The sequence below is a fragment of the Paenibacillus sp. ICGEB2008 genome (assembly GCF_000307675.1).
GTDB classification, from domain to species: Bacteria; Bacillota; Bacilli; order Paenibacillales; family Paenibacillaceae; genus Paenibacillus; species Paenibacillus polymyxa.
Window position 1 is genome coordinate 40,511 of sequence record NZ_AMQU01000011.1, and the last position, 18,948, is coordinate 59,458.

8 protein-coding genes are annotated in these 18,948 nt (G+C 45.3%); 1 reads left to right on the plus strand and 7 read right to left on the minus strand.

Annotated elements, in window-relative coordinates:
• Positions 1 to 261 precede the first annotated feature (261 nt).
• Positions 262 to 11,337, plus strand: coding sequence for a DUF11 domain-containing protein (locus C400_RS0111710; protein ID WP_017427088.1), 11,076 nt, complete (start codon positions 262 to 264; stop codon positions 11,335 to 11,337).
• A 159-nt stretch (positions 11,338 to 11,496) separates the two neighbouring features.
• Here C400_RS0111710 and C400_RS0111715 read toward each other — a convergent pair whose 3' ends face one another.
• The 7 genes from C400_RS0111715 to C400_RS0111745 all read right to left on the minus strand — a co-directional run bounded on the left by C400_RS0111715 (position 11,497) and on the right by C400_RS0111745 (position 18,929).
• A complete protein-coding gene (locus tag C400_RS0111715; protein ID WP_013373372.1) occupies positions 11,497 to 11,694 on the minus strand; it encodes a cold shock domain-containing protein in 198 nt (65 codons plus the stop codon).
• Positions 11,695 to 11,949: 255 nt separating this feature from the next.
• A complete protein-coding gene (locus tag C400_RS0111720; protein ID WP_232795357.1) occupies positions 11,950 to 12,981 on the minus strand; it encodes a hypothetical protein in 1,032 nt (343 codons plus the stop codon).
• Positions 12,982 to 13,241: 260 nt separating this feature from the next.
• A complete protein-coding gene (locus C400_RS0111725) occupies positions 13,242 to 13,967 on the minus strand; it encodes a GNAT family N-acetyltransferase (protein WP_017427090.1) in 726 nt (241 codons plus the stop codon).
• Positions 13,961 to 15,115 carry a dTDP-4-amino-4,6-dideoxygalactose transaminase gene (rffA, locus tag C400_RS0111730; RefSeq protein ID WP_017427091.1) on the minus strand — a complete coding sequence of 385 codons (1,155 nt, stop codon included), beginning with the start codon at positions 15,113 to 15,115 and terminating at the stop codon, positions 13,961 to 13,963. The genes C400_RS0111725 and rffA overlap by 7 nt, the downstream gene beginning before the upstream one ends.
• 46 nt (positions 15,116 to 15,161) lie before the next feature.
• Positions 15,162 to 16,673 (minus strand): glycosyltransferase, encoded by a 1,512-nt coding sequence (locus C400_RS0111735; RefSeq protein ID WP_017427092.1) that lies wholly within the window; start codon positions 16,671 to 16,673, stop codon positions 15,162 to 15,164.
• Between the two features lie 212 nt (positions 16,674 to 16,885).
• The gene (locus tag C400_RS0111740; protein WP_017427093.1) at positions 16,886 to 17,785 is read right to left on the minus strand and encodes a polysaccharide deacetylase family protein; all 900 of its coding nucleotides are present in this window, start codon (positions 17,783 to 17,785) and stop codon (positions 16,886 to 16,888) included.
• Positions 17,778 to 18,929: a GNAT family N-acetyltransferase gene (locus C400_RS0111745; protein WP_017427094.1), complete on the minus strand. Its 1,152-nt coding sequence runs from the start codon at positions 18,927 to 18,929 to the stop codon at positions 17,778 to 17,780. The genes C400_RS0111740 and C400_RS0111745 overlap by 8 nt, the downstream gene beginning before the upstream one ends.
• Between the last annotated feature and the right edge of the window lie 19 nt (positions 18,930 to 18,948).

An 18,948-nucleotide genomic window follows, 5' to 3' on the forward strand; every position in this document is an offset into this window, starting at 1 on the left:
GAAGAGATATTTAAATAGCTACTCCGCTGGTGTCGTGACAGATCCACTATTTGGAGCTCATGCTAATCTATTTTATCGAAGGAGGGAGGGGGGGCCATATCAAGCTGAATCAGGTATAGGAACTTATGCCGTATGCAAGACCTGATTATCATGCAGGCAATTTATACGAAAGGATCATTACACCCAGCCCAGCTGGCTCTTCCTCTACGAAAACCCCTAAGACAACTAATTGGGAAGAGATGGAAAGTAGGAAGTTAATCCATGGCTTTTATTCAGCGTTATGCAACGAACCAGACCGGGGCTATTACCTTTATAGGAAATACACTCGGGCTGGCACGTTCTACTTCGGTAGGGGTGCCGGGTACAGCGACCAGCATTGGTGCTTTCATCACAACCAATACATCCTCACGCTTCGGCACATATCCATTTGGCACGACTTCTGCTTTTGCCAGTAACTCATCGACGGCATTCCTTGTGCTCCCTGCGGGCAGTACAGTGCTATATGCTGAGCTTATTTGGGGAGGAAGCTATGCCAACGGCAGTACCAATGTATTGTCCAGCGCCAGCAATCCGATCACATTTCAGACGCCTGCTTTATCTACTACAGTCAGCCCTGAATCTGCAACATCGGTCAACGTCACCAGTCTCAGTACCTATGTGAGAACCGCAAATGTAACAAATCTGGTCATTCAAGGCGGCGCAGGAGCATACACGGTCGGAAATGTAACGGGCACCATCACGGTCCCCGATTCTACCAACACCAACCACGCTGGATGGACACTGGCAGTGGTATACAATAACCCGTCTCTCCCCTTCCGTAACCTATCGCTGCGTGTAGGCGGTGAAGGAGTTAGCAGCGCTACTGGCTCGGTCAACGTGGTAGTGAGCGGGTTTGCCACGCCTGTACAGGGGACTTTGCGCGGCAGGGCGTTAATTAGCGCCCAAGAGGGTGACGTGGATATCACCGGGGATCGTGCGTTATTTGGACCTACCACATCCAGCTTAACTGCGCTGTCTGGGCCCAACAATTTTTCGACTAATTTTTTTGCGTCGCAAATTAACGGGGATGATGGCACACTCGTCACGACAGGGAGCTTCGGTACCACTAATGCGGTGAATGGGACACCTGGGACGCAGGTCACGGGGGGGCGGCAAGGCTGGGACATTACCAACGTCGATATCTCATCCACACTGCTAAACAGCCAAACCAGCGGTGTCCTTCAACTAACCACTAATGGCGATATTTATACCGTCAATGCCAATGCCATTCAAATTGATATCAATGCTCCGCTGGTGACTCTAACCAAAACTGCTAGCTCTACGGGATTGGTTATTGGCGATACAGTTACTTACACGGTTAACATTTCAAATACGGGGCTCGTCAGCGCGTCTAACACAGTACTTACCGATATCATCCCAGCCGGAGCTACCTTTGTACCCGGCAGCGTTATTGTCGCGGGCACTGCCCAGCCCACAGCCAATCCTGCAACAGGTATTACAGTGGGCAGCGTAGCTCCTTCTTCCACGGTAACCATTACATTCCGAGCAACAGTCACCTCATTGCCAGCCAATGCGCAGCTAGGCAATCAGGCATCGGCAGCCTTTTCCTTTCAAACCGTGCCTGGCGGGCCTGTCATCTCTGGTAGCGTTCCGTCCAATACTGCGAGTACACCGATCTATCAACCCGTTATTGGGATTGTTAAAAGTGCCAATACATCGGCTGCTACAGTAGGAGACACCATTACGTACACGTTTCAAATATCCAACACGGGTAGCATTGCTGCGAATCTCAACTTTACAGAGAGCATTCCGGCGGGCTCATCCTTTGTTCCGGGCAGTGTGACCATTGGCGGTTCTTCCGTGCCTGCTGCCAATCCTGCTGTTGGCTTTTCAGTAGGAACGATTAATACGGGGTCTACTATACCGGTGACCTTCCAGACCCTCGTCAATGCTGTTCCTGCCTCTGGCAACTTGACAGATCAGGCGACTTACACGTACACCTTTACGCCACCTGACGGACGCTTATTGAATGGAAACGGCACATCCAACACGCTCACCATTCCTGTATCCTCGCCGAATGTGACCGTGACCAAAGCCTCTTCCTTAGCGGCTGCTGCTGTTGGAGAAACCATTCAGTTTACGATAACCGCCACAAACAACGGCATTGCAAATGTGACCAATGTCGTGGTGACTGATCCGCTACCTAGCGGAGTTGCCTTCGTACCTGGCAGTGTCACTGTAAACGGAACACCAGCTACGACAACTTCGCCTGTAAACGGGATTCCAATTGGCACTTTGGCTCCAGGCGCATCGGTAACAGTTGTTTTTCGAGCAGCCATTAATTCATTGCCTTCTCCCTCGCAAATCAACAATCGCGCAACTGTCAGCTTTACCTCCGGTGCCTTTACCGGATCATCGTTGTCCAATCTTGTAGCTATACCTGTCGTGATTGCAGCGCCAACGATTACTAAAAGCGCAAGCTCCAACCGTGCCAGCGTCGGTGGAACGATTACTTATTCATTTCTCATCGCCAACACCGGTACAGCCGTGTTAAATACGACCTTAACGGAAACTGTACCGGCAGGCTCCACCTTTATTCCAGGGAGCGTCATTGTTGGCGGATCTTCGGTTCCGGGGGCCAACCCCAATACCGGAATTCCAGTAGGCACAGTGAATCCTGGAGCACAAATTACAGTCTCGTTTCGCACCACAGTAGACTCTCTCCCACCCGGAGGTGGATTAAACGATCAGGGACAGCTCCAGTATTCCTATCAATTGCAAGACGGGAGAACCCTGTCGGGCACACTTCTTTCAAATATCGTTTCCGTATCCATATCGCTCCCCAACGTAGCAGTAACCAAGTCTGCCGGATTCACATCCGTTAGTGTAGGCGAAACGCTAACCTACAGTGTAAATGCCGTTAATAACGGAATTGATCCCATCACCAACGCCGTGATTACCGATCCGCTCCCTAGTAGTCTGTCATTTGTACCCGGGAGCGTAACCGTTGGCGGTTCACCTGTGAGCACGGCTGACCCCAGAAGCGGTATTCCTGTCGGCAACATCAGCGCAGACGCATCTGTTCTAGTGTCCTATGCCGTGCTGGTCAATGCCGTCCCGTCCGTACAGCCGCTGCAAAACACGGCCAGTGTCAGTTTTACCAGTGGCACCTTTACCGGAACCTCCCAGACGAATACGGTTGCTGTGCCCGTTTATCAGCCGCGTATCAGCGTCGCCAAATCTGCAAGTACAACAGCAGCTACGATTGGCGACACGATTTTGTATACCTTGTCGGTCACAAATAGCGGCAACTATAATGCTTCTGTCACGCTGACTGATGCTATTCCTTCCGGGTCTACTTTTATAGAGAACAGCGTGGTAATCAATGGTGTTAGTCAGCCGGGAGCCAGTCCAGCAGCAGGTATTTTTATCGGAACCGTGTCACCGCAAAGCCCGATCACACTGACATTTCAAACTGTAGTGACCTCTCTTCCAACGCCATCTGTGCTGACAGACCAGGCCAACGCCGCCATTTCCTTTACGCTGCCTGATGGGCGAGTGCGAACAGATAGCTCATCATCCAACGTGTTATCCATTCCTGTGTCTGCGCCAAATGTGTCCATTTCAAAGACCGCAGACCGTTCCACTGCCATTCCAGGCGATTCAGTGTTATACACGCTGACAGTACTCAACAACGGTATCCAGGCAGTGAACAATGTGGTCGTTTCCGATCCGATCCCGCCCGGCTCCCAATTCACTGCGGGCAGCGTAACACTGAATGGCATCGCAGTGGCTAACGGAGATCCGGCATTAGGTATCCCGGTTGGGAGCATTGCCCCAGGAGGAGGGGCGACGATCACGTTCAGGGTCACGGTATCCTCTCCATTGCCGAGCCCACCGCAGCTCACCAATCAAGCGCGTGTCAGCTATACCAGCGGCGCTTTTTCAGGTGTTTCAGTATCTAATCCGGTGACAGTAGCCGTCAATGCTCCAGTGCTAACTGTAAGTAAAATTGCTGACCCCCTACAGGCAACGGTTGGCGATATCGTTACGTATTCTGTGGCAGTGACCAACAATGGAAACATTGCTGCTGCTGCCACATTAACAGACAATATCCCCACAGGCTCGGCACTGGTGCCGAACAGTGTGGTCGTTAACGGTACTCCTGCTCCGGGTGCCAGTCCCGCAACAGGTCTGTCTATTGGCTCCATTGCACCAGGAGCCACAACTCAAACAACTTTTCAGGTGGTGATTACTTCCGTGCCTTTACCTCCCCAACTCACCGACCAGGCGAATATCAGCTTTTCCTTTCAACCGCCCGATGGCCGGATTGTTAACGGCAATGTTTCGTCCAATATCGTCACAATTCCTGTTTCATCGCCCAATGTGCAGGTCAGTAAAAGCACCTCGGCAACTGATTCCGTTCCTGGTGATACGATAACCTATACTATTACAGCTACCAATAGTGGCATCGAAATCGTAACAGATGTCCGCGTGACTGATACCATTCCGACAGGCTCCTCTTTTGTTCCTGGCTCCGTTATCGTAAATGGAACAACGCTGCCGTCAGCCAGCCCCGTGACCGGGATTCCAATCGGTTCTATCGCTGCTGGGGCGTCAGCAACGGTCACCTTTTCCGTATCTGTTAACAGTCTACCTGATCCACCCCAACTGAGTGACCAGGCAACGGTTTCTTTTACCAGTGGCACACTGAATTTCACCTCACTCTCCAACACCGTTGTCGTTCCCGTTTACCAACCTATTATCAACCTCGTTAAAACTGCTAATATGAGTCAAGCAACCGTAGGCGATACCGTAGTCTATACACTGACCGCCCAAAATACAGGTAATTTAGCAGCAACAGCTACCTTTACCGATGCCATTCCATCAGGTTCCTCCTTTATACCCAACAGCGTCACTGTAAATGGTTTACCTGTTGCCGGGGCTAACCCCCAAACGGGTGTGGTGGTTGGAAATATTGCAGCGGGAGCCTCTGTCGCTTTAACCTTTCAAGTGGTCATTAATGCTGTCCCTACAGGCTTGGGGCTGTTAAATCAAGGTTCAGCCACATTCACTTTCCAGCCTCCAGACGGTCGAACATTAAACGGAAGCGTCCAATCCAATCCGGTGTTTATACCTGTATCCAATCCAGATGTGACCGTGACCAAAACAGTCAATCAGACGTCTGTAGCCTTTGGAGACACCATAACGTACACCATTACCGCAGCAAACAATGGCATTACACCTGTGACAGGAACGGTCTTTATCGACCCGATTGCTGACGGTACTACTTTTGTACCTAACTCCGTACAAGTCAACGGTGTCACTATACCAGGAGCCAACATTGCCACAGGCGTGTCCGTGGGCACTGTCCCTTCTGCCAGCTCAGCAACGGTCACTTTCCAGGCCACAGTAACCTCCTTGCCAGCATCAGGTTTGTCAACGGATCAGGCAACGGTCTCCTTTAATTCCGGGGCTTTCGCAGGCCAATCCGTCTCGAATCAAGTCAGCCTGCCTGTATTTCAGCCGATTTTGAATGTGACCAATACTCTGAGCGCAGATCGTGCAACCGTAGGGAATACGCTTGGTTTTGTCATCACTGTCACGAATACAGGCAATGCGCCCGCAGAGACAGTCGTGCTTGATCTGTTATCCAGCTCGCTTAGCCTGAATCAAAATAGCGTGTTGGTCAACGGTGCGCCTATTCCCGGGGCAGACCCGATTACAGGTATTAATATCGGCTCGGTCGCCCCAGGTGCGACGGTAACCGTCTCATTTAGCGCCGTGGTCATATCGGTACCACCTGGCTCTATACTAACCAACCAAGCCACTGTGAACTACACGTTCCAACTGCCGGATGGACGAACGTTGACCGGCAGCGGTGCAGCCTTGCCCGTATCCATTCCGATCTCATCACCGAATGTTACAGTCACGAAGGCAGCTGATGTGGCAGTCGCTGTCGTAGGTGATTCGGTTCCCTACGTCATAACTTCGTTCAATAACGGACTCGATCCAGTGACTGGCGTAATCGTAACAGACACCATTCCTTTCGGAACCGCCTTTGTACCGGGCAGCGTTACAATTAATGGCACTCCTGTTGCTACAGCCAACCCACAAAACGGCATTCCCGTCGGGACGCTTGGAGCCGGTGGCGGAGCCACTATTCGCTTCTTGCTTAGCGTACAATCGCTGCCGTCACCAGCGTCCATCACCAATGAAGCGACCGTCAGCTTTACTTCAGGTGCATTTAATGGATTTTCTGTGTCCAACCCTGTTACCATCCCTGTGTACCAACCTATCGTCACTGTATCAAAAAGTGCAGGAACGGGAAGAGCTACGGTTGGAGATACTGTGACCTACACATTCTCTGTTACTAACTCTGGGAACATTGGCGCCGATACCGTCCTTACTGATCCGATTCCAGCCGGGGCTGCCTTTATCCCTAATAGTGTAGTGATCAACGGCACGGCCGCACCTGGCTCAGATCCAACCATCGGGATTCCCTTAGGTATTATAGGCGCCGCTACGACCGTCGCACTGACCTTCCAGGCAGTTATTACCTCACTACCCGCGTCGGGTACACTGGTCAATCAGGCGACCGCTGCTTTCAGTTATCAGCCACCAGATGGCCGTGTCCTGACCGGAAGTGCAGTATCTCCAGTCGTGACCGTCTCCGTCTCTTCGCCGGATGTGGACGTTATCAAGACAGCCTCTGCCACAGTTGCCGTAGTCGGAGATACCATTACTTATACCGTGGTCGCTACGAATAACGGAATCAGCCCAGTCGTGAATGCCGTCGTATCTGATCCACTGCCGCCAGGCACCAGCTTTGTCCCCGGCAGTGTGACCGTGAATAGCACATCTGTGCCTGCTGCGTCACCAATCTCAGGTATCCCTGTAGGCACCATTGCAGTAGGTGGCTCAGCAGCCGTTACATTCCAGGTCTCCGTTGCCAGTCTGCCTCAGCCGCCGCAAATAACCAACCAAGCGACTGTCAGCTTTACTTCAGGCGCGTTGACCTCGTCTTCGCAATCCGATCCGGTGACCTTGCCCGTTTATCAGCCGATCATCGGCCTGACCAAAACCGCTAATACCATCAACACACAGATCGGATCGACATTGGTCTACACCTTGACGTTAACCAATACTGGAAATATCGCCGTTTCACCTGTTCTGTCGGATAACATTCCTGTAGGTTCTGAACTATTACCTAACAGCGTAGTCGTTAACGGCATCCTGGTGCCAGGAGCTTCGCCAGTTACAGGCATAACACTCGGATCACTGGCCCCTTCAGGCAGTATCACAGTAAGTTTCCAAACCATCGTCTCGTCTCTGCCAACTCCGCCTATACTGACGGACCAAGGGCAAGTGAACTTTACGTACTCACCACCGGATGGTAGAGTGCTGAGCGGTACTGTCACATCCAATACAGTTAATGTCGCTGTGTCTGCACCTAATATTCAGGTGACTAAAACATCCAGTCTGGCAGCCGCTGTAGTTGGAGATACGATCAGATATACACTGAGTATTACGAATAGCGGTGTGGATTCCGTCACAGATACCGTTGTAACCGATACAATCCCAGCAGGTACTTCATTCGTTCCGGGTAGTGTCCTTATCGACGGGGTACCTTTCCCTAACGCCTCGCCCATTGCTGGAATTGTCATTGGAAACGTCGCACCTGGAAATACATTTATCGTGAGTTTCCAAACTTCTGTCCAAAGCTTGCCGCAACCACCACTGCTCACGGATATTGCATCCGTCACATTTACCAGCGGAACGTTCACCGGCACTGCCTTTTCCGATCCACTCATCGTCCCTGTGTTCCAGCCGTTAATTACACTTACTAAAGCATCGAGCACTGTTAACGCCTCCGTCGGCGATACACTAACCTATACGATTACAGCTGTGAATAACGGTAATATTGCAGCTGCCCTTACGATCAGTGATAATATCCCTGCCGGATCATCATTCCTTGCCAACAGTGTCAGTATCGCTGGCAGTCCACAACCTGGTGTGTCCATCGAAACGGGCGTCCCGGTTGGATCTGTGCTGCCGGGCGGAACGGTATCCGTAACTTTCCAAACCGTTATCAATGCTCTGCCTAATCCACAGGTACTGGTCGATCAAGCATCAGGCTCATTCACTTTCCAACCGCCGGATGGCAGAACCGTATCAGGATCAGTTGTATCCAACACAGTTAGTATCTCTGTATCTTCGCCAGATGTGAGCATTGTCAAAGGAACAGCAGCTACAGACGCCATTGTCGGCGATATCATCACCTATACCTTGGCTGTCTCCAACAATGGAATCAGTACTGCCAATAATATAGTGGTTTCAGATATCATTGCGGCGGGAAGCTCCTTTGTGAATGGCAGTGTTACTATAAACGGAACCTCCTTCCCTGATGGAAATCCGGGATTCGGTATTGCCATCGGTACACTCATTCCTGGAGCCGTTACTACCGTTACATTCCAGGTTCGAGTTGATTTCTTGCCTACACCTGCACAATTAACCAATCAGGCATCAGTTAGCTTTACCAGCGGGGCATTTACCGGCAGCTCAACATCTAATGTGGTGACTATTCCAGTCTTCCAGCCGATCCTGACAGCAGTCAAAACAAGCAGCACCAACAATGCCACCATAGGTGACATCATCACCTACACGATTGTCGTATCCAACACCGGAAACATTGCTGCCTCAACTACGGTAAGTGACAATATTCCAGACGGCTCCGTATTTCTTCCAAATACAGTGACGATTAACGGCATCGCTGCTCCTGGTGCAAGCCCAGTTTCCGGCATCCCGACTCCAGCTATAGCACCAGGACAATCGGCAACCGTTACTTTCCAAGTGCTGGTATCCTCCATCCCTACAGCTGTACTACTGGTAGATCAGGCTGAGGTAGGCTATCGCTTTAATGCTCCAGATGGCCGAGAGGCTGGCGGATTCCATTTATCCAACATCGTTGAGGTTGCCGTGTCACCGCTAGATATCACCTTAAGTAAAAGCGTAAGCTCACCTTTCGCCACTACTGGCGATACCCTGACGTATGAACTCGTGATTCATAACGAGGATGCGGACACCGTGCAAAATGCCCGTTTGCTGGATACATTGCCAGAGGATATCGAGTTTATTACAGACTCAGTTCAGATTAACGGGTCTACCGTGGCTGGAATCGATCCTAGTGATGGCATACCGTTGCCTTCATTAGAAGCGAATACCAAGACCCTTATATCCTTTGAAGTCCGTATCGCAGCTACCGAACAGCCGGGACCGCGTACCAACCAGGCCCGCTTGTTGCTCACAAATGGTGAAGAATCGAGTGCCATTTTGTCCAATCCTGTGACGGTTGCTATACTCCAGCCTGTAGTGAACCTTACGAAATTAACCAATACAGAGATCGCACATCCGGGTCAAAGCGTCACCTATTCCATCATCGCGGAAAACACCGGAAATATTGGGGCCCTCGGCTTGTTGGCTGACTTATTGCCACCTGATCTCTCCTTTGTTCCCGGCTCTGTTTCGGTTAATGGAGTTGCTCAATATGGTGCCAGTCCAGAACAAGGTATTACGCTAGGCGCTATTGCACCAGGAGAAAAAACGACTACTGTCTTCTCCGCACTTGTCGTTCGTGTCCCTGAGTCGGGCTTACTAGAGAATCAAGCTTCGCTGACTTACTCCTACCAGTTACCAGATGGACGGAGCCTAGATCAGCAAACCACTTCGCCTTCCGTCTCGGTTAAAGTAGCCGCTGCCGATCAAGGAGCCTTGTCAGCTGTGCTGCACACGACGGTATCTACTGTCGCATTGGGTGATGCTGTGCCTTATCAGCTGACCCTTGTTAATGATGGAGGTTCCGTCGTTACCGACATCGTATTAGCCGATTACGTACCAAGTGGCACCATCATAAATCCGGACAGCTTGAAAATTAACGGTTCTCCATCTGCCTCTAGCAAGCCGGGTGAACCACTCTTTATCGGCAGCTTACAGGCGGGACAGACAATTAACGTATCCTACACCATAAATGTTCAATCTCTGCCGGTCGGAGGACGTCTAAATAATAATGTGCGACTTCAGTATGCTGATAGTGGCGGTGCGAGCGAGGTCACCAGCAATACCGTGACTGTAGCTGTTTTTGATCCGCAGCTTTCCGCAAACATCTCCACAGAAAATAAGGAGGCCCTAGCAGGAGAAACCCTGACCTACACGGTACTGCTCCATAACTTTGGCAACATTACTTCAGAAGTTATTCTGCAGAATTTTATTCCTGCCGGAACCCTATACATTCCTGGCAGCATCCAGCTGGACGGTCAATCGTTGGCAGAAGCCGATCCTGCTGTCGGAGTTAGTCTAGGTTCTGTGGAACCTGGTCAGTCATTGACCCTGACTTATCAGGTAAACGTATCCGAGACACCACCATCTGGCTACATCGTAAATCAAGCTGCCTTTACCTACTCATTTACATTGCCTGGAGGAAGAATCGTACCAGGCACATTGACTACAAATACCGTGACGATCCCAGTGGTATTCCCACTGCTCGAATTAGTGAAACAGGTGAACACCCATGACGCCTCTGTAGGAGACACACTGACCTTCACCATTCAGATTACAAATAAGGGGGGAATCTCGGCGCAGTATCCGTTGTTCACGGACCCGTTGCCGCATGGACTTGTTTATGTACCCAACAGCCTAACTGTCCAAGAGAAAGCACAGCCAGGCGCTAATCCTGGCACTGGTATCACACTCCCGGATATTGCACCAGGGGAGACGTTTACCCTTACGCTCCAGGCACAAATTCGTGAAGCACCTGCAGATGGAACATTCAGCAACCAGGCCACCATCGAATATACCTCACGTCGTAGTGGTGGAGAGACCCTGCAGGAAACCGCCCAAACCAACACTGTAGGCGTGGCCGTCATCGCAGCCATCCCTAAACTTACACTTAGCTCCAGCGCTCTGCGTGTCGGGCAAGAAGATACCCTGTCCTTCACCGTCCAGGTGGAAAACATCGGCAATACTCCACTGGAAGAGCTATTGCTCACAGCACCATTCTCAGCCGAAGATTTCCTTGTATTGAGAACCGTCACCGTGAACTCTGTGCCAATTCCGCATCCTAATCTGCTCCAAGGTATCCCGTTAGGCCAGCTTGATCCTGACCATAAAGCCGTCATCGTCTTCTCCTTCGATATCGAATCTGCACTCCGCGCGTACTTGATCGCCCAGGCCATCCTGCGCTATCAATTCCGTTATCCAGACGGACGCGTAGAGAAACAATCTGCCTCCTCCAATACCATTTTTGTGGAGATGGCTGACTTTGACGGTTCTCTAGAGTAAAGGTTCTGTTATGTTGAACCCCTTACCACCGTGTAAGGGGCTCTTTTTTGTATGTAGAAAACATAAAAAAGCCCTGGAATATATTCCAGGGCAGTTGCTAGCGCGTTATCCATTGCTAACCATCTTACCAATTATGTAGGTCGGCTATGCCGGGGATGATTATAATTTGGTTACGTTAGCGGCTTGTGGTCCACGTGCGCCTTCGACGATGTCGAACTCCACGTCTTGTCCTTCTTCAAGTGTTTTGAAGCCTTCTGTTTGAATTGCGGAAAAATGTACAAATACGTCGCCGCCGTCAGCCGTTTCGATGAAACCATAACCTTTTTCTGCGTTAAACCATTTTACTTTACCTTGCATGCACTAACATTCCCTTCGTCATCAAATGAAGTGAAGCTCTCGCCCACATTTTTGACTATACCACCCAAAGTTATCCATTGTCAATTGGAATTGATAATGTTTTCATTCATAGTTATTCCAATTTTACATTGACAAAGCATTCTATTCCTATAGATTGAAGTGGTATAATAGGCAAAAGAGTTTATTATACGAATATAATAAACTCTTTGTGAATGTTTGAAACTACTAAAATAAATTTAATTTTTTTCTACGACGTTAGTTATAGTAAACTACCGTTGGCTGAGGCTCGATTCCTTTTGCGTAGTAGTAATTTAAGTTACTTACCAAATCAATTACTTTCTTTTTATCTAGATCATACACAAGAATGTCTGGATCTCCAGCCATATCAATAAAATCTAGACGTCTCGGCGTAGTTCTGCCACTGGTGTCAACAAAAGAGGAACTGTGATACGGTGGATTGCCTGAACTATATGCAGATTCAAAATAGGTAAAAAGCGTATCTTCATTTAAAACAATCAAAACAGCATTATCCGAGCTTGCATAATTTGAGGTATATTTCACAGGCGTAGTGATACTTTTAACCCGAACATCTGATACATTATGACTCCTTGAAGAGTAACTGCCACCGCTAGAGAAGTTGAATTCTCTTGACCATTCCAAATTCGGGTTCGCCACCGTTGTATTGGCAATTTGGGTCCCATTCACCTTAATATCTCCGTTTGGATACTCAATGACCGTATATAACAAATTATTAGAATAGGATGTTAGCTTGGCTGTCTTACCATTAATCGGTGTATCCGCTGGCGAGGCCGCATTCATGTGGATACTATAGCCTTCACCTACCGTTCCTGTGGAAGTAACACGAAGGCCCCAGTCCCCTGCTTTTAAGTCTGTAGCAAACTTCAATTCAGAAGCCTTTCCTCCAAAACCCGTCAAACTTGCTGTCCCCGTGCTCCAATCAATCGAGTACAAGTCAAATCTATAATTGGGATTACTGGACTTGATCTGAGCCAGAATGCTTCTATCCGTAGGTACGTTAAAGAACCAAAAATCTGTTGGATCAGCTGTCGTTAAAGAATCAGTGAAACTCATGAGATCACCGTTCACATTGAAATTAGACATTAATGTAACCCGATGATTGTTCACTTTAAGAGTCTCACCATATACAGCCTCAGTCGTGCTGATAGGTTCCAGCGCTTGAGTCGTATTAAGCGAAAGTGACGTAGCAGTATCCTTCGCCGTTGAACTTGATGAATTGGCCTCAACTGAGGCTGGAGCTATTGACATACTTAAAACTAAAATGGCTAATAAAATTCCAGAAAGATATTTTCCCCACTTCATAAACATCATCCCTTCTCAGAATACTCAGAATTATTCATAGATTGAAAATAATTACTGTGAATGATGTACTATTTCTATAAAAGACTTAATTATCCTTTATTCTAAGCTTTCGTCTTAGAAGATCTTATGGTGAATCTATGAACTAGCCTTGATCAGCACCCTCATCATACAAAGAGAACACTGTCATCTTGGGGAGCTAGGAAGTTTCATTTGTACCTTTCTTTCAACTCCCTTGTCCAGTAATACCAACTTTCCATTTTTTGAATTCTATAGCCACACTTTATATATAAATTTAATGCACTATAATTTCGACCTTGTGTGGAAACTACTATTTGTTCAATCGGCCTACTTTCAAGAAATCTCTTTAATTCTGTCAGTAACTTCGTGCCTACTCCATTGTTTTGGTGTTTCAAATCAATTCCTAATAAACCTATTCTTGCCTTTCCATCTATTAAATCTTCTTTAATTGTCACGAATCCAAGAATTTCTTCATTTAATTTAATGACAAGACAATAGTCATCAAACGCACCAGTAATAGACTTTTTCACCCAGAGTTTATATAACTCATCCACTTTTCCTTTATCAAAAAGATGTGGATAACAAAAATATCTACTATCTTTAAATAATCCAGTCATCATATTTTGTAAAATAGGAAAGTCATGCTCCGTAGCTAATACAAGAGAACTTTTACTGTGTACGTTAGTTTCGATTGTAGTCTCAAATGTCACTTTCGTATCTGCTATGTGGAAATTTTCATTTTCGAGAAAATGAATAGTCGTTATATCATCAATTTCACAAAGTGCTTGTATAAAATCTAATTTATTCTTTTCTATAACATGTTGAAAATATGAGTTTGAAACTTCCGAAGTAGTAGATACTTCCGCCATATTCATAGCAAAAAAAATAGAATCCCAATGCAAAAGCTTCAGCATTCTAAATCCCTCCAACTATACTGTCGAAAAAAATTGTATATACAATCTACAATAATATTTATATCTGACTCTTTTATATTGAAATAGAGAGGTAATCTAATTAAACGCTCGCTTTCTCTAGTTGTATAAACATCCTCACCAGTGAATGAACTATGCTTTAATCCTGCCTCGGAACTATGAAGCGGTACATAATGAAAAACAGCCATGATTTCATGTCTTCTTAAAAAACTTAATAGTTCGGTTCTTATTTCTAAATCTCTTACTTTAATATAAAACATATGAGCATTATGTGTACCATTAAGAGGTATAAATGGTAAGTCGATCAAATTTAATTCACACAAAGGTTGTAATAGATTAAAATATAAATTCCAGCTAGCCAATCTATTCTTTGTAATCATTTCTGAGGCTTCAAGTTGTGCCATTAAAAATGCAGTGTTCAGTTCACTAGGGAGGTAGGAAGAACCTATGTCAACCCAAGTATACTTATCTACCTGACCTCTAAAAAATTTAGATCGGTTTGTTCCTTTCTCACGTATTATTTCAGCCTTTTCCATAAATGTTTCATCATTAACTAATAAAGCGCCACCTTCCCCGCAATGTACATTTTTGGTTTCGTGAAAGCTGATACACCCTAAGTGACCAAGGGTACCAAGTTTCCTTCCTTTATATTCGCTAAGAATCCCTTGTGCTGCATCCTCCACAACTGCTAAATTGTACCTATTCCCCAACTCTAAAATTTTATCCATATCACAAGGTACTCCAGCATAATGCACTGGGACAATTGCTTTTGTTTTATCTGTGATCGCATCTTCTATAAGATCTTCATTAATATTCATAGTATCAGGCCGAATATCCACGAATACAATCTTAGCTCCTCTTAAAACAAATGCATTGGCAGTGGATACAAACGTATAAGATGGCATAATAATTTCATCACCCTGTTGGATATCTAAGAGAATAGCAGCCATTTCCAGCGCATGTGTACAAGAAGTCGTTATTAATGTTTTCTTTACATCAAAAGTTCTTTCAAACCAGTTTGCACACAAACGCGTAAACTCTCCATCTCCCGAAAGATGTCCACTAGAAAATGACTTTTCGACATACTCTCCTTCTTTACCTACGATTGCTGGTACATTGAAATTTATCATTATCATCTCTCATTTCAGCAAATTATGTGGTGAAGCCCTATGCAGCTTAATAAAAGTGTGGTGATTTAGTCATAGTCTCTATAATCTCTCTCATAACCTTTTCACTATCAAAAATTTCATCTGCCCTGTTTATTGCTACAGATCTTTCGCGTTCCCTAAATACTGGATTTCCCCAATTTTTTATAAATGTCTTCACATCATCAAAACTGTTAATATGATAGTACTCTCCTGCCGTGTGAGCAACATCTCCGAAGGCATATGTAAAAACGGGTAGCCCTTGCCGTAAAGCAATAGCGGCAGAAGTACCACCTCCGGATCGAACTGTGTTTAAATACGCGTCACACAGTTCATAAACAGCTGCTAAATCCTTTTGAACTCCGACATGAACAGATTTTTTTTCAAGAGTGACATACTGACTCGTTACCTTTTTATAATTTTTAAGTTCACCTATAAACATGATGCGTGTGTGATCATTACTTTTCAACAGATCGTCCAGCTCTGCTAAAAAAGAATCATCTAGCTCTATATCAAGGCGATTACCTACTATGGCCAATACAAAATCATCCTCACCTAACCCAAAAAACTCTCTATGCATTTTAGTCTGCGGAGGCGTATATTTATAAGTAAACACACTTTCAATAACTGATTCCTGAGACCTATCTAATTCTTTTAATGTGTTCAAATCTGCTGTGTTTATTTTTCTGGGCAAAATTGAAAATGTGCTCTCTGAGATGGGGAGATCATAAGCCAATGGCAGAGTAATTACGGGCACAAAATTAGAGAATAGGTCGGAGCTTAGATTGGAGCCTGAGATGGATAAAACAAAGAGCGGCTTTAAATGCAATATCATTTGCATAAGCTCCATTATTTGACTGCCATTTGGCATTTCTTTTTGACATTGAAAGAATGGAACACTTAAATTTTCATACATTAGCTTGTCAGTTTGATTGTACCCCTCAACATAGTTAGATAGGACAGCTCCGAAATAAGGCGTGGCTATAGAGCGGGGCATGTCTGCGGTATTGATAAGGAAAACATTTTTTTTGAGATTATATAAAGCTTTACAATGATCTAACGCTACTTGTGTTGGGCTATGTAACATAGAAAGCACCTGTCCGGCTACAACAACTACAAGATCTTTGTTGCGTTCTTCATAAGGAATCCACTTCGCCTCGTTTGCAATTTGACTATTAAAATACTCAAAATATTTTCGATATATCCTTCTCAGTTTATTAGTGTTTTGCTCTGTTTTCAATTTAGGAGTAGTAAAAAGAAAGCTCGTAATTTGCCAGTAAACAAAATGAAGCACATCTATCCTTTCTTCTTTTTCCATATATTCAAAAATATCATTCAAAAAACTCTGTTTCTTTGTACAGCTAAGCAAAAATGACGTTAAATATAGTCCCCAATTCTTATAATCTGATATTGTTTGTTCGATTTCAGTTACTATCACTTGACGACAATTTGAATTTATACTTTCAAAGTTTTCAATTAATTTGGTTAGTTCATGATCCAGTAATTTGTATACTTCCACATTTGATAATTTATCATTCGACATTATTTTTTTTTATTTCAAGCGTTACCTCGGAATAGCTCATCAGGAACCCCTTTTCTTTTTATAATTAGGAGTTACCAAAGGAAACCGCATTTAGGCTTAAAAAGCCAGGCAGCCCCTCTTCTCCCCTTTCATGCCCAAAAAGCAACTCTAATTTTGAATAAAAAACACAAGGAACCAACATAGTAGTTCGTTCCCCATTCACATCCCACAGATCACAAATACGATGATGTCCCTAGAGGAGGCAGACGTATACAGTCTATTCTGTCCATCCAAAACTCTCTATTGTCCGAAATCCCTCCTTCTCTTGTACTGAAAGCACCAACAAATCCATTCTGTACTAGAACAGGAGTTAGTTTGTCCAACATTAACTTTTGGTTGACTCCACCACCAAAAGCAGGCGTATACCAGATCGGGTTTATACCTAAAACACTCTTCAGCCAATCTTTACAAGGAGCGATTTCAATATCATAGAATTCCTGTGGATCGCCATTGTAAGGAATATGATTATGAGCATGCACACCTATAGTCATTCCTGCCTGGCTCATTTCGACTATTTCTTCTGTACTTATATAAAAATCATTTATAAATTTTTGCTTATCGGGAAATAAGGACTGAAAAATAGACTCAAGAAAGATAGTTGCTTCCGTAACAGATAATTTAAAATTAAGCATAAATTTATTGTATCTGCGGAGTTTCTTCTTTTCGTACTTATAGATTTGGCTCTCCTCTTCCACACCGCTGGTATCATATGTCCCACTCAATAATTCCCATAACTCTTCATCGGATTTGAAAGAGAGTACCGTATGTACCAAATGAACTAATGGAACGTTACCCGTGAGGTGTGGACCAGACATGACTGTGAAATATGCAGGAATTCCTTTTCTTTTCAAGATGTCAAAGGCAAACGTATATTGGTCTTTTGTACCATCATCAAACGTTAGTACACACCATGGTTCCGAATTAAATCTATCAATCTCGTCTAACGAGATAATTCGGTGTGTCTTGCTAATTAAATCTATTTGTTCTTCAAAATCATGGGGATGCAAGGGAACAATCCCATCCCACCCCTTTTTCTCACGTACATAGTGATACATCGCAGCAATATTACCCATTATTATTCCACCCTTTAGGAAGTGGCCAGATGTTAGGACGATCCATATCTCCATCAGTTTTAACAAGGTACATGTTATTCACTTCCGTATTTTGAAAATAACCTTCATTATTCTTAATTTTCCATACAAAATTAATAGGATTAACACGATAACGAAAAGGCTGGAACAGGCCTGCCAATCCACATTCCTTTGGTGTGTAGTCTATATTTTGTTTTCTAAAACCGATAGATTCCAGAACATGCTCTAAACGATTTGAACTTAACTGAAAATCCGCGGCTACACACCCTTGGTTTCGAGCCCATGACAAAACCCCGGATACCATCTCAATCAAGCGATGATCTGCTATTCCTTCCCAAACATCAGCATTAGCTGGGATGATTTCTATAATCCTTAACACTTTTGTGCCGTGGATACTCTCTTCTGGAGCATATACTCTATCTAGGCGTGCAACTACAATCCCTTCGGCAGTGGAATCCCCGAAAAATAAATACTTATAGCCCGCGCTATTTATATATCTCCATTCCCAAAAGGAGGCGCTACGGTACTGCGAAAGTGAGAAGCGATGTTGAATACTTTTAACGTATAATCGCTCTAACTCCTCACCCGTAATATTGAGTATTGGGCTGTATGAATGTATTAATTTTCCCTCGACATCCGATAACCATTGACTAATACTTGCTTGATCAGCCGGGTCCTTTAGTAATTTTACATAACCATTCACATCAAGTGGAATGACATAACGGTTCAAGTGATCTGAATAAGAATATCCCATACGCTCATACATAGGCACCACTTGAAAATTACAACCCAAGGTCAAGCACACCGAATTGTACTTTTCAGCTTCTTTCATAAGCATAATACCCAAGCCACTGTTTCTATACTTTTCTGATACAATCCACATAGCGAAACTGATACCTTTATATTGTTCTCCGTTAGAACTATACTTACCAGGAATGACCCCAAGGAATCCCTCAATACAACCCTTGTCGATCAGTAGTAAACTTTCCGATAGACCGTTTTCGTCAATCCGATACTGCCAATCAAACAATTCTTTATTATAGATAGCGTGCTCTTGGGACCAATTTATTCTCATAAACGCAACCAGCGACTCATAATCAGAATCTTTATATTTTACAATTTCCAATAGCTTCTTCCCTCCTTTT